Source organism: Vibrio bathopelagicus, from assembly GCF_014879975.1.
GTDB classification, from domain to species: Bacteria; Pseudomonadota; Gammaproteobacteria; order Enterobacterales; family Vibrionaceae; genus Vibrio; species Vibrio bathopelagicus.
Genome location: NZ_CP062500.1, coordinates 659480 through 675617 on the forward strand (window position 1 = coordinate 659480; position 16138 = coordinate 675617).

At 42.2% G+C, this 16138-nt stretch carries 14 protein-coding genes; 7 read left to right on the plus strand and 7 right to left on the minus strand.

What is annotated here, in order from left to right; genetic code table 11:
• Positions 1–53 precede the first annotated feature (53 nt).
• The 3 genes from pstA (at position 54) to phoU (ending at position 3359) form a co-directional block, all read left to right on the plus strand.
• Positions 54–1766, plus strand: coding sequence for a phosphate ABC transporter permease PstA (gene pstA / locus IHV80_RS02955; protein WP_192890007.1), 1713 nt, complete (start codon positions 54–56; stop codon positions 1764–1766).
• Positions 1767–2585 carry a phosphate ABC transporter ATP-binding protein PstB gene (gene pstB / locus IHV80_RS02960; RefSeq protein ID WP_192890008.1) on the plus strand — a complete coding sequence of 273 codons (819 nt, stop codon included), beginning with the start codon at positions 1767–1769 and terminating at the stop codon, positions 2583–2585.
• Positions 2586–2660: 75 nt separating this feature from the next.
• Entirely contained in the window at positions 2661–3359 is a 699-nt protein-coding gene (gene phoU, locus IHV80_RS02965; RefSeq protein ID WP_102438010.1) for a phosphate signaling complex protein PhoU, read from the plus strand.
• Between the two features lie 28 nt (positions 3360–3387).
• Here phoU and IHV80_RS02970 read toward each other — a convergent pair whose 3' ends face one another.
• The 6 genes from IHV80_RS02970 to IHV80_RS02995 all read right to left on the minus strand — a co-directional run bounded on the left by IHV80_RS02970 (position 3388) and on the right by IHV80_RS02995 (position 8324).
• The gene (locus IHV80_RS02970; protein WP_192890009.1) at positions 3388–3879 is read right to left on the minus strand and encodes a hypothetical protein; all 492 of its coding nucleotides are present in this window, start codon (positions 3877–3879) and stop codon (positions 3388–3390) included.
• A 221-nt stretch (positions 3880–4100) separates the two neighbouring features.
• On the minus strand, positions 4101–4646 hold the full coding sequence (locus tag IHV80_RS02975) for a porin family protein (protein ID WP_192890010.1): 546 nt from the start codon (positions 4644–4646) through the stop codon (positions 4101–4103).
• 126 nt (positions 4647–4772) lie between these two features.
• Complete coding sequence (locus tag IHV80_RS02980) at positions 4773–5486, minus strand: YadA C-terminal domain-containing protein (RefSeq protein ID WP_192890011.1); 714 nt, start codon at positions 5484–5486, stop codon at positions 4773–4775.
• 133 nt (positions 5487–5619) lie between these two features.
• Positions 5620–6549 carry a LysR family transcriptional regulator gene (locus tag IHV80_RS02985; protein ID WP_192890012.1) on the minus strand — a complete coding sequence of 310 codons (930 nt, stop codon included), beginning with the start codon at positions 6547–6549 and terminating at the stop codon, positions 5620–5622.
• A gap of 100 nt (positions 6550–6649) precedes the next feature.
• Positions 6650–7393, minus strand: a complete 744-nt coding sequence (locus tag IHV80_RS02990) for a copper homeostasis protein CutC (protein WP_192890714.1) — start codon at positions 7391–7393, stop codon at positions 6650–6652.
• A 322-nt stretch (positions 7394–7715) separates the two neighbouring features.
• Positions 7716–8324: a peroxiredoxin C gene (locus IHV80_RS02995; RefSeq protein WP_009848275.1), complete on the minus strand. Its 609-nt coding sequence runs from the start codon at positions 8322–8324 to the stop codon at positions 7716–7718.
• A gap of 209 nt (positions 8325–8533) precedes the next feature.
• Between IHV80_RS02995 and IHV80_RS03000 the strand changes: the two genes are divergently transcribed.
• Positions 8534–9439, plus strand: a complete 906-nt coding sequence (locus tag IHV80_RS03000; RefSeq protein WP_017090958.1) for a hydrogen peroxide-inducible genes activator — start codon at positions 8534–8536, stop codon at positions 9437–9439.
• Between the two features lie 519 nt (positions 9440–9958).
• A complete protein-coding gene (locus IHV80_RS03005) occupies positions 9959–12871 on the plus strand; it encodes a hypothetical protein (protein WP_192890013.1) in 2913 nt (970 codons plus the stop codon).
• A 64-nt stretch (positions 12872–12935) separates the two neighbouring features.
• Here IHV80_RS03005 and IHV80_RS03010 read toward each other — a convergent pair whose 3' ends face one another.
• Positions 12936–13382, minus strand: a complete 447-nt coding sequence (locus IHV80_RS03010; protein ID WP_192890014.1) for a CBS domain-containing protein — start codon at positions 13380–13382, stop codon at positions 12936–12938.
• Positions 13383–13717: 335 nt separating this feature from the next.
• Here IHV80_RS03010 and queA point away from each other — a divergent pair, with 335 nt between their 5' ends.
• Both queA and tgt read left to right on the plus strand, forming a co-directional pair.
• Positions 13718–14770 carry a tRNA preQ1(34) S-adenosylmethionine ribosyltransferase-isomerase QueA gene (queA, locus tag IHV80_RS03015; protein WP_065105028.1) on the plus strand — a complete coding sequence of 351 codons (1053 nt, stop codon included), beginning with the start codon at positions 13718–13720 and terminating at the stop codon, positions 14768–14770.
• Positions 14771–14984: 214 nt separating this feature from the next.
• Positions 14985–16121: a tRNA guanosine(34) transglycosylase Tgt gene (gene tgt / locus IHV80_RS03020; protein WP_061023916.1), complete on the plus strand. Its 1137-nt coding sequence runs from the start codon at positions 14985–14987 to the stop codon at positions 16119–16121.
• The last annotated feature ends 17 nt before the right edge of the window (positions 16122–16138 follow it).

Here is a 16138-nt window from a genome sequence, read left to right on the forward strand (position 1 = left end):
CTGTCATGAAAACGCGTGTTGCCTAGCTGATACAGTTAAAGGGCAGGTGAATCATGTTTAACAAGCTCAAATCATTATTATCTTGGGTTAAATCGGGTTCCCCTTGGATCTGGTTAACTGGCGGTGCGGTGAGTATTAGTATGCTCTCAGTACTTGGCCTAATGCTGCTGATCGGTTGGAAAGGTTTAACCTATTTTTGGCCTGCACCTCTTTATCAATGGCAAGTTGACTCTAAAGACCTATCATTAGTTGTCGATCTTGATGAAACGGTCTCACAGCAAGATGTGCTGATTGGTCAACTTTACGAAAGAAAGTACATCCCGATAGAGCAAGTGCCACAAGCTCATGACTTACTGTCGCCTCAAAATATTGCCACGGGGTTAATTCAACGCTTAAGTATCAAAGTAGCTAATAGAGAGCTTTACCCAGCCGACTTTGTTTCAATACTTGATGTGAACCTGCGTGAACCTACCACTCCGTCAGAATGGGCTGTGATCGAGCGCAGTCGTGGTGGCTATTTCTTTGGTAAACCGGTTGGCTTTAAAACAGCTTCAGGGACATATCAAACCAACATTGACCAAAAACTCCAAGAAGGCTTAGCGTTTGCCGATACCTTACGTGAAGAAACGTCACGAGTGGTGGATCAGGAAATTCGCAATATCAGCTGGCAGTTAGAAAACCTACGTTTAGAAAAGCGTAAACTCGAGCTCAATGAATCGGTCAGTGATGAATATCTTAAAACCTATACTAAGACTAAGCTTGAGTTAAACAGCCAGCTTGGTGATGCTGAGATTAAACTCGAGCACCTTCGAACGCAGTTAAATGTGGAAAGCTTGTTGGTTGAAGATATGACTGGTGAGCAGGTCGAGATATCGCTCAGTCATATTCTTGATTACTGGTATCCCAATAACATGTCATACCCTGAAAAGGTTGTGCATTGGGGTAAACAGGTTTGGAAGTTCTTATCTGAAAATCCTCGAGATTCTAACTCGGAAGGTGGTGTTTTTCCTGCGATTTTCGGTACGGTATTACTCGTAATATTGATGTCGATTGTGGTGATGCCTCTTGGAGTTGTCGCCGCTATCTATTTACATGAGTATGCCCAAAATAATGCACTGACACGCTTGATTCGAATTGCAGTGATTAACTTGGCGGGTGTTCCGTCGATTGTGTATGGCGTATTCGGCCTAGGTTTCTTCGTGTATACCATCGGTGGTTCGATCGATTCTTTGTTCTATGCAGAGCGACTGCCAGCACCGACATTTGGTACTCCAGGTCTGTTATGGTCCGCACTGACCTTGGCCGTGTTAACTCTTCCCGTTGTTATTGTCACCACGGAAGAAGGCTTAACACGTATACCTAGCGCGGTGAGACATGGCTCTTTAGCGCTGGGAGCGACTCAATTTGAGACCTTGTGGCGCATTGTTTTACCTATGGCAAGCCCTGCGATTATTACTGGCTTAATATTGGCGATAGCGAGGGCGGCAGGTGAAGTAGCGCCATTGATGCTGGTGGGTGTCGTTAAATTAGCATCAAGCCTACCGGTTGATAGCCAATTTCCATACATACATTTGGATAGAAAGTTCATGCATTTAGGCTTTCATATCTACGATGTTGGATTCCAAACATCGAACATAGAAGCTGCCCGCCCATTGGTGTACGCGACTTCATTTCTATTGGTTACCGTTATCGTCGGCTTGAATTTAACGGCAATCAATATCCGTAATAACTTACGTGAAAAATACCGAACCTTAGGACAAGATTAGATGTTCTCGATTAATGAAACCTTGGGTTACCAAGCGCCACTTGATGTTCACAACCTGAAGGATGAGCAAATCGCTATCTCGATTGAAGGGCTGAATCTTTATTACAAAGATAGCCAAGCACTTGATGATATCTCGATGCAGATCCCCAAAGGGCAGGTAACGGCTTTTATCGGCCCATCGGGTTGCGGTAAGTCGACATTGTTACGCTGCATTAATCGAATGAACGATTTAGTTGAAGGCTGTAAGGTTTCTGGGAAAGTGAAGCTTCATGGTAAGAACGTGTATCACCCTAAGGTTGATGTTGCGACTTTACGACGTCGTGTCGGAATGGTATTCCAACGCCCGAATCCTTTTCCTAAATCTATCTATGAAAACGTAGTTTATGGATTGAGGTTGCAAGGCGTGAGCAATAGTCGAGATCTTGATGACGCCGTCGAGCGTTCTTTACGCGCAGCTGCGTTATGGGATGAGGTTAAAGACCGACTGCATGAAAATGCCTTTGGTTTATCGGGGGGGCAACAACAGCGCTTGGTGATTGCGCGTGCCGTTGCTATTGAGCCTGAAGTATTGTTGTTGGATGAGCCGACATCGGCACTCGATCCGATTTCGACATTGACGATTGAAGAGTTGATCAACGAACTGAAAACCCAATACACCGTTGTTATTGTTACTCATAACATGCAGCAGGCTGCTCGCGTGAGTGACCATACCGCTTTTATCCATATGGGTAAGTTGATCGAGTACTCAGATACTGATTCTATATTTACTTCGCCATTGAAAAATCAAACTGAAGACTACATTACAGGTAGGTATGGTTAACGTTTAAGTTCGTGCCATCTAGAGCTAAGTCACTCTTAAATAAATGACTTTATTCATTTCTTTTAAGGAGCTGACATGCATTTTGGTCGCCACATTTCAGGGCAGTTTAATGTCGAATTGGAATCTATCCGTACCCACGTATTAACCATGGGTGGGCTGGTAGAGCAGCAGTTGTCCTTTGCGATGCAAGCGCTTCATAAAGATGACGCGGAGCTGGCCAAAAAAGTGATTCGTGATGACCACAAAGTGAATGCGATGGAAGTTTCAATCGATGAAGCATGCACTCGTATTATCGCCAAGCGTCAACCGACCGCAAAAGACCTACGCTTGATTATGGCGATCATCAAAACCATTACTGATCTTGAGCGAATCGGCGATGTTGCCTCTAAGATTGCGCAAGGTGCTATTGAGATCCCTTCGACGAAAGAGCAGAAATTCCATGTATCGCTAGAGCCACTGTGTCGACAAGCGATCACTATGCTTCATCAGGTTTTGGATGCATTTGCGCGAATGGATGTAGATGCCGCGGCAGAAGTGCATAAGCTAGATGACAAGCTTGATGCGGAGTACGAAGCCGTGATTCGTCAGCTGATGACTTACATGATGGAAGACCCTAAGAACATTCCTAACATCTTACAAGTGATGTGGTCTGCAAGGGCGATTGAACGAGTGGGCGATCGTTGTCAGAATATTTGTGAATACATCATCTATTTCGTGAAAGGTAAAGATGTTCGTCACCTAGGCGATCAAAGCCTAGATGACGTTTTACGATAGTGGTCACTATGTTGAAATCTTACTCAATCTAGAAGCTGACTGTCGCACCTAGGTTGATATTAATCGCTGTGTCGTAAGGGATGTAGGTTTTATTGTGATCAAAAAAGTTCATATCAAACCCCGCACGTAGACCAAGCATTGGTGTCGCTTGATAAACGTACGCGCCGCCAAGACTTAAACCATGTGCTGTTTTCCCTTCAATTTCTCCGGAAGGTGTTTTCGTTCCATCATAACTTGCCATCCCTATCTCAGCTTGAAAGCCGTGTGTTCTGCTTTGTCCAAACATATTTTGGATACCAACTCGGTATGCATCTACGGTTTCGTCATATCGATTACTGTCATACCAAATATGAGAGTAGCTTAAGTACACCGCTCCTAAATTGGCGACGTCAGTAATACCTGCTTGCATTCCAAATCCATGGTAAGCACCGATTTTTACTTCAGGAGATAAGTGAAGCCCGTTTGATAATGCAGATGTTGAAAATAAAGCGGAGACTAAAAGGAGTGTTTTTAATTTCATGGTGCCACCAAAGTAGTTTTGCTCTCCTTCGCATTAGGTCGATCCATGTGTAAACCCATTGAACGTTCTGGGTAACGGCAAATATTATATTGGCTTTGAAAAAGGAGGCTAATAAACATTGGTTATCCGTGTGATAACCAATGTTTACGTGTGGGCTGTAATCACTGACCCACAATCTTAGCGTATTGTGAGAAAAGCGTTTATCGTTCTAGCAACGAATACTAGAACTTGTATCCAACGGTTAAAGATAGCTGATCGATATCGTAATCATCCATCATGATGAAGTTGAAGCGTAGGTCACTATAAAGACCGAAATTAAAGTTTGCTCTTACACCAGTACCAAGTAGCAGTGAAGTACTGTTGCTTTTGATGCTTCCTGAATGGACGGTAATTTTTTCTTCTACGCGAGCTAGGCCAATGGCACCGTATGGTTTGATGTCAAACTTGTTTAGGAAGAATGCGTAACCGATATCCGAGTCTACTTTGATCGTTGAAACCTTAGTTTCATACTCAAAACCTTCAAAGTTATTATCATCTTTACTCGTGTCTGACGAAATGTTAATACCAAATATTCGGTTAATGTCATAACCATATTCAAGCTTTAGCCCGCTTCCTAAATCGCTTCGAGAGAAATCAGAATCTAGATGATCGACTTCACTGGAAACAATACCGAAACCAATGCGGTGTCCCGAATAATCTTTTTGTGCGTACGCTGATGAAGCTGCAGTAATTGAGATAAGGGCTACCATTTTTGTAAATAATTTCATATCACTCTCTTTATTAAAGGTTCAGTAAACGTATCCTTACGAACTGATATAAGATGCTTTGTTTCGAGTTTATTGAATTCCATTCACTTTAAGGTTCCCCGCTGTCCTTAGCAGGGAGAGAGTGCTCTATTTAAAGTTGTACTGAACGCCAACGCCACCAGCTACATCCGAAGAAGAATATTTGCCTGATGTCTCGTAATGGAAAGTACCTGATACGCTTAACTGTTCATTAACACCATATGCGCCACCTAGTGCTAGGGCTTCTTTTGAACCAGCAAATCCTACACCTGCACCAATAGCAAACTCGCCATTAGTCACAAATGGGCGAGCATTCGTTACCGCGTGTAAGCTCGCTCGAATACCATCCATTTGCTCTGCATGGTCGTTGAATTTAGCGTTGTATTCAGTAGCCATTGCTTCAAAGCTGCTTTGAAGTTCCGCTTGGCTCATTTCTAGTGCTGATGAACGCTCTGCTTCCGTTGGGCCAGAGATGTCTGGAGTATCGCCATAGTCAGGTGCTGGTCGCTCTGGGCTATTATCCATTGGTGGTTGAGTTGGCTCTGGTAGTGTTGGGTGTACTGGTAATTGAGGTTGAGTTGGTGTTTGCTCAATCGGTTGTGTTGGCTTTGGAAGCTCAATAGGGTTGCTTGGAATTTGTTCTATTGGGTTAGCTGGAGTTGGAGGTTGTGGTCGAACCGGTACTCCAGGAACGCTATTGTCTACAGAAGGAAGTGTTGGCTGTACAGCTTCTCCCCAAATCGGATTATGGATTTCATCTTGAGCAAAAGCTGGAATAGAAAATACAGTAGTTAGTGACACTGCAATAATTGATTTTTTCATTGAATACACTCTCAATAAATTAAATATTGAGCATCCTTACTATGATTTAATGTTGACTCCGTGTCGATGGAGTGAATATTAAACAGTGTTTTATTTTTAGGCTAAGTAGAGAAACTTATACAAGTAATAATCTTTACTTATCAGACTGCTCTAATAAGGCTTTTTGGATAATAGAAAATAGCCATTTGTGCATCAGGTTGTTCCTATTTTTAAGGTGGATGTGGCTGAAAATAGGGTACTTATAAGGTTCGCCCTCGATTAAAACATCAATAGCCCTTAATGACGGATAGTTTTCGATTGGAAATAGATTGGAATGTGGCATATACATGTCTGTATGCTGAAGAACATCGATCAAGGCCATAACTAACTCAGAGCGAAACCCAATCGAGTGCTCAACAGAATACTTGTCTAACATGCGAGAGGCGTAGCTAAAATTATCGTTCCAACCTGGAGAGATTAAAGAGGCGATTTCATAACCACTCATATCTTGAGGAGTGATGGTGGACTGTGTTATAGGATGATCTTTTCGTACAAAAATGCGGCCAGTTAGATCAATTAATTTCTGCTCGTAGATCTCTTTACTTGAATTTGGTAGCTGGTAATTAACTCCGATCTGCACTGTACCTTTTTGTATTTCTTCTGCTGTACTTTGGCTCCAGCTGACTAATTGTAGTTTGGCTTTTGGCGCTTGTCGTTTGATTTCTTTAAATAATGTGCCTGAAAGGCAAGCCATAACGACAGGTGATACTGCTACTTTCAGGACATGATCGATTTCGGAAGGAGTGAAAACATTAGACTGATTGATAGCGATAGATAGTCCGTCAAAATATGGCGTAATATTATCTGAGAGTTGCTCACTAAACGCTGTCGGTTGGAGCCCTCGGTGAACTTTTACGAAAAGATCATCGTTAAAGTGGTGGCGCAGCTTCTGTAAGGCCTGACTTACCGCTGGTTGGGATACAAATAACCGCTCCGCTGCCTTTCTGGTGTTTTGTTCTTGGTAAACAACCAGAAAGGTACGTAATAAGTTTAAATCGAGAGAGCTGAATAGGTCCTTAGCCATAACGTTCCATGTGTTGCCATATTGAATCTACCAATATACTTGAGTTCCCTGTTTTTACTAGGGGTCTAATAACAGTGTTTAGTCAGTGCTCGGAGACTTTCTACTTATCAAGACTAGCTCTGAGTTCTTTAATCTTTTGACTACTCGTGACCGGTATTAAGTAGTCGTCCACGTCATCGTGTCCCATCTGAGCTTTTGAAGCTTGTGTCATTAGACTCGGCCTTGTTGATTTTGCAGATAGGTGCAGAGCCTGAACCTTGGCATGCTTAAGGATTTCATGACCATTGTCAGCGGTAACACCCGCCCCTGCCATGATATCTAGTCGTCCTTGGGTTAGTTTGACCATATCTTGGAGAATATTCTTTCCTTGCTCGGCATTACTTGCCAGTCCTGACGTTAAAACACGCTCACAACCAAGCTCAATAATCTGCTCTAATGCGACTTTATAATCCTGAAGTTGATCGATTGCTCGGTGGAAGGTGATACCTAGTTTTAGTTGATGAGCCTTGGTTGCGAGGATTTGCATCGCAGGCATGTCAATCTCCCCTTTAGGTGTTAGCACACCCAGTACCACACCATTTAAACCAGCATCGGCAGCGACTTGGATATCGTCAAGCATACATAACACATCATCAGCATCGAAAATGAAGTCGCCTTGTCTTGGACGTATCATTGCGTATACCGGAACCGATGAAATTCGAGCCGCTTGTTTCATCATTCCAAAGCTTGGTGTTAGTCCACCTAATGCCAATGACGAGCAGAGCTCGATTCTATTCGCGCCACCAGATAGTGCGTTATGGAGAGATTCTAAGTTATCGATACAGACTTCAATTTCGGTATTCATCATATTTACTCGTTCTAAGAGATACTGATGAAATAATAGCAATCTAGAGACGAATCTGAATAGGTGTCGGTAGAGGAAAATAGGGGTAAAGTTTGAGTTTGTAACTACCTCAATTGTGCATCCGTAGAGACAATTGAGTGTGAAAGGAAATACGGTGGAGATATAAAAGAAAAAAGCCCGAAGCGTTAACTTCGGGCTTTTAATAAGACTTTACTTCTTAACTGATTGGCGGTGCGCTTTGCGCTATTAGCTTATGCTTTATTTCTCTTTGTAGAGAATGTTCCAACCATTAACCTGAGTTGAGTTCAGGCTTAAGAGGTAATTACTTGCTTAGGTCGTCAGCGTGCTCAGATAGGAATGCTGCAACACCTTGTGGAGATGCGTCCATACCTGATTTACCTTCTTCCCATTGTGCAGGACAAACTTCACCGTTCTTCTCGTGGAAGTTTAGTGCGTCTACCATGCGTAGCATTTCGTCGATGTTACGACCTAGTGGAAGATCGTTAACTACTTGGTGACGTACAAGACCGTCAGCGTCGATTAGGAAAGAACCACGGAAAGCAACGCCTGCTTCTGGGTGCTCAACATCGTATGCTTTGCAGATCTCGTGCTTAACGTCAGCAATTAGAGGGTATTTAACTTGACCGATACCGCCATCAGCGATAGCAGTGTTACGCCATGCGTTGTGAGAGAATTGTGAATCGATAGAAACACCGATTACTTCAACGCCTTTAGCTTGGAAATCTTCTAGACGGTTGTCGAAAGCGATTAGCTCTGAAGGACAAACGAAAGTGAAGTCTAGTGGGTAGAAGAAAACTACAGCTTTCTTACCTTTAGTGAATTCTGCGAAGTTGAAGTTATCAACGATCTCACCGTTACCTAGAACAGCTGCTGCAGTAAAGTCAGGGGCTTGACGACCTACTAGTACCATTTGGAATCTCCTAAAAAATTAGTTGGCCCAACACATCTTTGTTTGGGCTCCGTTTCTACGGGACAAACTATAGTACAATCGGTACTATAGAAAAAAGCGAATTAAATAGATTAAGTTAATCGAAAAAAGCGATGAGCTTAATCTTTGCCCAGTCCTTAGGTCAAATGACCTTTACGTAACTTATCCTACTCATATTACAAAGTAATTTCATGAATAAATGGCCAAGTCTTAAGCAACTTCACTATCTTGTTACGCTTCACGAAACCCGTCACTTTAGCGACGCTGCGGATCGCTGCTTCGTGAGTCAATCGACGCTAAGTAAAGGCATTCAAAACCTAGAAGAGCTGATTGGTTGTCCTCTCTATGAGAAGAAAGATAAAAAGAGTCCACTCGTTTTCACTCAAGCGGGAGAGCTGGTGGTGAAGCACGGCCGTGAGTTATTGGCGAAAGGGCAAGACTTGGTTGAACTTGGAAACCTATGTAATGGGGATGCGATGCAAGGCCAGCTACGAGTTGGGTGTATTCCTACCATTGCTCCATTCCTTTTGTGTGATTTGGTCCAAGAAGCCAACCATCGTTTCCCACAGTTGAACTTACTGTTACGTGAAGACACGACAACTAACTTATTAGCTGCATTGCGTCATGGTGAGTTGGATGTGTTGATTCTGGCGCTGCCTGTCGATATTGACAACATGGAGAGTAAAGTTGTTGGGCAAGACCCGTTCAGAATGGTGATCAGTCGCAATCAAGCAGATGGCATTCGTGTCCCGATTAAATACGATGACCTGCCAGACGAGTCTGTATTCCTACTAGAAAATGAACACTGCCTAACCGAGCACGCGGTATCAGCGTGTAAGTTAACGGATAAAGAGAAGATCAATCCATTTACGGCTACGAGCCTTCACACATTGGTTCAAATGGTAGCCAATGGTTTAGGTACTACCTTTATCCCGCAAATGGCGATCGATCACGGCTTACTTGAGAATCAGAACCTCGTGGTTATCGACCCCCCAGGTCAGCAAGCGTACCGCGATATCGGCCTGGTTTGGCGTCCAAGCTCATCACGCCGCGAAACCTTCCACCAATTAGCCGATGTGGTTTCTGAGTTGCTTTAAAAGACTGTCGTCGACACCTACGTATTACCCCTATCTTTGAGCGGTTAGTTAAGGCGTTCTTCTTATTAAACCAACCATACTATCAATCAATATTGATAGTATGGTTGGTTTAAAGTCGATTTTATTATCTTTTTTATCACTCCAATGATTAGTAAACGTGAGCAGTGTTAGGTTAATGATAAATTGAATTTATAAATGTTGATGTCACATTTTTTCTATGGATAGTTAACCTAGTTATTCGTATTACCCTCATGATACTAACGCCTAAAAATTGTGTGTATTTACCACTTTCTATGATGTTAGTGGCTGATTTTATTAATAGTTATCTTTTATTTCTACTTCCAATGGTTTGACGTTACTAACGTAAGTGTCAGAGCAATATTTTCAATTTCTGTTGTAGTGGTAGAAGTTCGAAGGACTAATGTAAATCGAAGAGGGTAAAGTCGAATAATTAGGTCGGGGTAAATAGTTTTGGTGCTATTTACCCATTAATTAAAAATAAAAATCAAAAGAAAAATTATGAATGATACTAAACACAGTTTGGTAGGGCTTCTTATACCCTTAATATTATTGTCGAGTGCGGTTAGTGCTACAGAAAATATAAGTAAAGACACGTTAATTCAGTTATCTCAAAGTGATTCTGCAACTGTAATAGATGAGACTTTGGCTGCGTTGTATCCCCAATATGCCAATAGCTCTGAAGCAAAGAGTTTGACTACTTTTCGTTACTTAGAGCGTATGTACACTCTTGAACCCAAAAGTGGCAAAATTATTGTCGCAATATCTGAAGGTAGAGAAGGAACTCGTTTCGATTCTTTGTGGGGAAATAAAGAAAAACGTCAAGCTGACGATGCAGTTGAAACTATTGAAAACCTCGTTATCGAAACTTCCGACATGGAAGATTTAGAAGCGGTACTTTTTGATATTTATTATGATCGCGCTACAGCAGATTTTATTTTGGCTAATCGTTCTACTGACCAAGCTAGAATACAATGGATTGAGCAAGCGAGCACCTCAACTGTAGAAAAGTACCGTCAACAATCTTTCGATATTCTATTAAGTGCTTTTGATGACTATTGGAAGTTGATCGAAAACCACCCTCAAACATTTGCTAGTGCGCAGCCATTTCGTGATGTAAAAAGCGCTCGATACCTAAATGACAAAGGACAGTCATTACCGGTATATCAAGAAGACCTTTTAATTACAGGTTATAAAGATGCTTTATTAGCTTATCAGTTAATGAATGAGTTATTGTCTCAGCAATTACAACTCAGTAAATTAAAGGCAGTATCGGCGAGCTCTGCAGAGCAAAAATCTAAGCTTGCATATGAAGCAAGCTTACTGCTTGAGCGAGTTTCTTTACAAGAGAAGCAGCTACGTCGTTTGTTAGGCGCTGATTCCTATACCCATATAATGTTGTCCTCTGAGCTTGATAAATTTAAAGGCAACATTGTTGAATTGAAATCTGTAGCCAACTGGCTCGAAGGTGGACCTAACTATTTAGGGCTGCCTGATGATTTTGTCATGTTGATGCCTGATTACAACTCACAAGATAATGTTGAAAACAGCTCATTCGAGTCTTTGGAAAAAGTGTTAGGTGGGATGTCACACTCATTAGAGTATTCATTGAATAAAGCTCAAAAAGAGCGTGTTGATTACCACTACCAATTGGATTCATTTACACGAAACTTCGCTCAAGCAAATGACCGATTAAAGGCAAGATTGTTTACTTTACTCGGATGTTCGGTCGACTCGGATGCTAGACCTTGTAAAGAACAGACCGAGAGTCAACGTAAAGGAAGCTTAATCGGTTACCAGTTGAAAAGCGTTCAAGCTACAAAGACCGAAGTTGAACGAGCCTATAGAGTTCATAGTGAGGTATTGAAAAATATATCGATAGAAATTGAACGTATTGAGCAAGATAAGGATGTTAACAATGCGATCGATGAGTTTACGGTTAAGTTGGGTCTTAATGATATTCCTTTCAAAAGCTTAATTGATGAAAGCCGAAAGTCGACTTTGGATATGAATTCAGTGCTGTCTTCCGAAGAAGTTAAGCGCTCTCTTGATATCTTAGGCCGCTTTTTGAATGATACCGGTTCCACCGACTTGTCATCGACATTTTCTGCTATTGAAAGCTTACAAGGCGCTTTGAAGGGAAGCTCTCTTGAAGCTGAATTATATATTCAGAAGTTGGCTTTGCTCGAGCGTTCAAGAATCAAAGGTTTACGAGCAGAACAATTAGATGTCTTTACAGAAGGTCGGATTAAGGAACTAACGTTAGAGCTAGAAACTGCTAAAGCTGATATGGCTAAGTCGCTTTCTAATTTAGTTGATGATGCCGATAGATTGGTAGCCTTTAGTGCAGAAGCTCAGCGTTTGGTTGCTCAAATAGAACAAAATGAACATCTTAAATCTGAACGCTCTTATGCTAATCCGCTGAATTTCAGTGCGTTGACCGTTGAAACCTCTCGAGCTGAATCACAGTTCTCTAACCTTCAAGAATGGCTTTTTTATGCTGTACAAGCACTTGAGTATAAATGGCAGGAGTCGTTTTATGATCGCCTTGAGGGTTTTGATAAAAACTTTGTGTTTAAGCTCCAAGATACACAGCAATCAGCCGCTTACTTAGATGCATTAAAGCGTTTTGACGATAAGAGGTATACGCCATTCGGCCAGAAAGTGACGGATGTTATTTCCCTAAAGGAACATATTTTCGGTTACATCGATAATCATGGTGGGAAAACCATTTACTATCCTGCTCCTGATGGTAGCGGAGATATGTTGACTGCAGATGAAGCGTTTAACGCAAAGTTAAAGCTGCTTTCTCGTAACTTTGGCTTTGATAAATGGTTAACTGTAGAGTTCAGTACCGTGAAACATTTTCCTAAAACGAACCTTTTTCATGGCCCGATACTTGGCAACGAAGATGATGAGATGTGTTTAGAAGTTGCTGGGAATTACTCGGATAAAATTGACGGGATTTCGATTAACCTTGCAATCAATTATGACATATCGGGTGAATCTGCAACTCGCGCACTTCTTACTTATGGTGGTAATAACTACATGCGTAGCCGTATTCCAGGAATGTTAACTGACGATGGCGAAGGGCTTAAAGAAGATTTGATTCATTATTCAACACGTTTTTCGGATATTTCCAATAACGGTGTTGTATCTAAAAGCAGTTTTAAACAGCATATGAGCGCTAATATCATGACTGGCTATCATGATAATAAAGAGCTCCTTAACCCAACTTATTCATTTAAAGAGAGAAGTGTAGCAGCTTCAGGGTGGAGGTTGTCTCTTCAGTTAGGTGACGAATATGGTGACATTGTTGAAACTGAAGCGATTGATGATATCCAAATTATAGTGCAGCACAACCTGAAGGCTCGACGTACCTCAATTTGTAGCGGCGAATCTGGTCCTTTATAACAACATAAATAACCTAACTTTGAGCCTCATAGTTTTATGAGGCTCTTTCTATAGCTTCCGAGCGTTACTCTACTTCAGCTTCTTCCGGTTCTACTTCTTCTTGTAGTTCCAGCAAGTTAATCGCTATTGTGACGAAATCACTGTCGGTGATAATCCCCACTAATTCGTAGTTTTCTACGACAGGTAAACAGCCCACTTTGTGTTTCTGCATATAGATAGCTGACTCTTTTAAACCCGCACGTGGCTCTACCGACATAACGCTTTTGTGCATGATGTCGTTGAGTGGTGTTGAAAGGGTAAAAGATTGAGCTTGTGGGATATTTTGTAGGCTGGATTCTTGAGCGGCAAGAACGTCTCGTTGTGTGACAACACCAAGTAGCTTTCTGTCGGCATCTACAACAGGAATATGGCGGATATCAAGCGCTTCCATCATGTGCTTAGCATCGGCCAGTGAATGTGAACGCAATAGAGTATGAGGGTTGCGAGTCATCATATCTTCAACCTTGATCATACGAACCTCCTTATTTTTTTATTTGTTGCTATGACTATAGTTTTTTATCAAAAAAATAACTGAGATCTGACGCATTTTGGGGCGAGTTTTACATAACTATTTCATTGGGTTCGATAGCTGATTCGGTAGCATTATTTTACGCCTCTTTACAATAATCCATTGCTGTAAACCTTGCTATTGCGGCTCGTGTGCCTATACTAGCCCACTGCGAAATTTTTAGTCGCGCCTACGATCTGTTTACGGTAGCTATTTCCTAACGGTAACGGTTTATTAGCGGCAGCTATTTATGATTCGACAACGATACAAACCTCATCAACTAAGACAAGATTAGACACATGCAAGTTTCAGATTTTCACTTTGACCTACCAGATGAACTCATTGCTCGCTACCCTCAAGAAGAGCGTACAGCAAGCCGACTGCTTAAATTAGACGGTAATAATGGCAACCTAGCTGATGGTTCGTTTAAAGACGTTTTAGACTTGGTTGAACCAGGTGATCTTGTCGTTTTCAATAACACGCGTGTTATTCCTGCTCGCGTATTCGGTCGCAAGGCATCAGGCGGTAAGCTTGAAGTGCTTGTTGAGCGTATGTTGGATGAGAAAAGCATTCTGGCGCATGTTCGTTGTTCTAAATCACCAAAGCCGGGCACTAAGTTGTTCCTTGGTGAGAACGATGAATATGAAGCTGAAATGGTGGCGCGTCACGATGCGTTATTTGAAATCCATTTCACATCCGATCAAAGCGTTTTAGATATTCTAAACAACGTTGGTCACATGCCATTACCGCCTTATATCGATCGTCCAGATGAAGATGCCGATAAAGAGCGCTACCAGACTGTCTATAATGAAAAGCCGGGTGCAGTTGCTGCGCCAACAGCTGGCCTTCATTTTGATGACAAGTTAATGGCTGGCATGAAAGAAAAAGGTGTTGAGTTTGCTTACGTGACGCTTCATGTTGGTGCTGGTACATTCCAGCCCGTAAAAGTGGACAACATCAATGATCACCACATGCATGCTGAGTACGTTGAAGTGCCGCAAGAAGTGGTTGATGCCGTAGCTGCTGCAAAAGCACGTGGCGGCCGTATTATCGCTGTTGGTACAACATCAGTACGTTCGTTAGAAAGTGCAGCGCAAGACGCACTGAAAAAAGGCACTGAGCTCGTTCCTTTCTTTGGTGATACAGAAATCTTCATCTTCCCTGGTTATGAATATCAGCTAGTAGATTGCTTGATTACTAATTTCCACTTACCAGAATCAACACTGATTATGCTGGTGAGTGCATTTGCTGGTTATGACAATGTGATGGGTGCATACGATCACGCAGTGAAGAGCGAATATCGTTTCTTCAGCTATGGCGATGCCATGTTCATCAACAAGAAAACAGCATAGTTTAAAGCTTTAAGCTTGGTGAGCTAATAGACTCACCAATAGATACAAAATGTTTACGAGTGCTAGCAGTAGGCTAGGAGTCGGGCAGGTCACTGTCTAATCTCTCGCAAGGAATACGCGACCGCTCCTCATAGAACTCGCTAGATTGAACTTATGTTTAGCTTCAGGTTCTGAATTAACAGTCAGATTGTTTCTCTGGCATATTGGAGGCTTCGTGAAATTAAAATACGAACTTAAAAAAACTAATAGCGGCGCACGTCGTGGTCAACTTCAGTTTGAACGCGGTACCGTTGAAACACCAGCATTCATGCCTGTAGGTACTTACGGTACTGTAAAAGGTATGACGCCTGAAGAAGTAAAAGACACCGGTGCTGAGATCCTATTAGGTAACACATTCCACCTATGGTTACGCCCTGGCCAAGAAATCATGAAACTGCACGGTGATTTGCACGATTTCATGAACTGGAAAGGCCCGATTCTGACTGATTCAGGCGGTTTCCAAGTCTTCAGCCTAGGTGCTACGCGTAAAATCACTGAAGAGGGTGTTCACTTCCGTAACCCTGTAAACGGTGACAAGATCTTCATGGACGCTGAAAAGTCGATGGAAATCCAAAAGGATCTAGGTTCAGACATCGTAATGATCTTTGACGAATGTACGCCTTATCCAGCAACGCACAAAGAAGCTAAAGATTCAATGGAGATGTCTCTTCGTTGGGCTCAGCGTTCACGCAATCACTTTGATAAGCAAGAAAATCCGAACTCACTATTCGGTATCGTTCAAGGTGGCGTATACGAAGACCTTCGTGATGTATCCGTTAAAGGCCTAACAGAAATTGGTTTTGATGGTTACGCTGTTGGCGGCCTAGCAGTAGGCGAACCAAAAGAAGACATGCACCGTATTCTTGAGCACACATGTCCTCAACTACCTGAAGATAAGCCACGTTACCTGATGGGTGTAGGCAAACCTGAAGACTTAGTTGAAGGTGTTCGTCGTGGTATCGACATGTTTGACTGTGTTATGCCAACGCGAAATGCACGTAACGGCCACTTGTTTGTGACTGAAGGTGTGATCAAGATCCGTAATGCGAAGCATAAAACGGATACAACACCACTAGATTCAGATTGTGACTGTTACACTTGTAAGAACTACAGTAAGTCTTACTTACATCATTTGGATCGCTGTAATGAAATCCTAGGTGCAAGACTAAACACTATCCATAACCTGCGTTTCTACCAACGAATCATGTCAGACATTCGTCAATCTATTGATGAAGACCGTTTTGAAGAGTTCGTTGCTGAGTTTTACGCAAGAATGGGGCGTGAAGTGCCACCACTAGGTAAAGAATCTTAGTATTTCTTTTTTGCGAG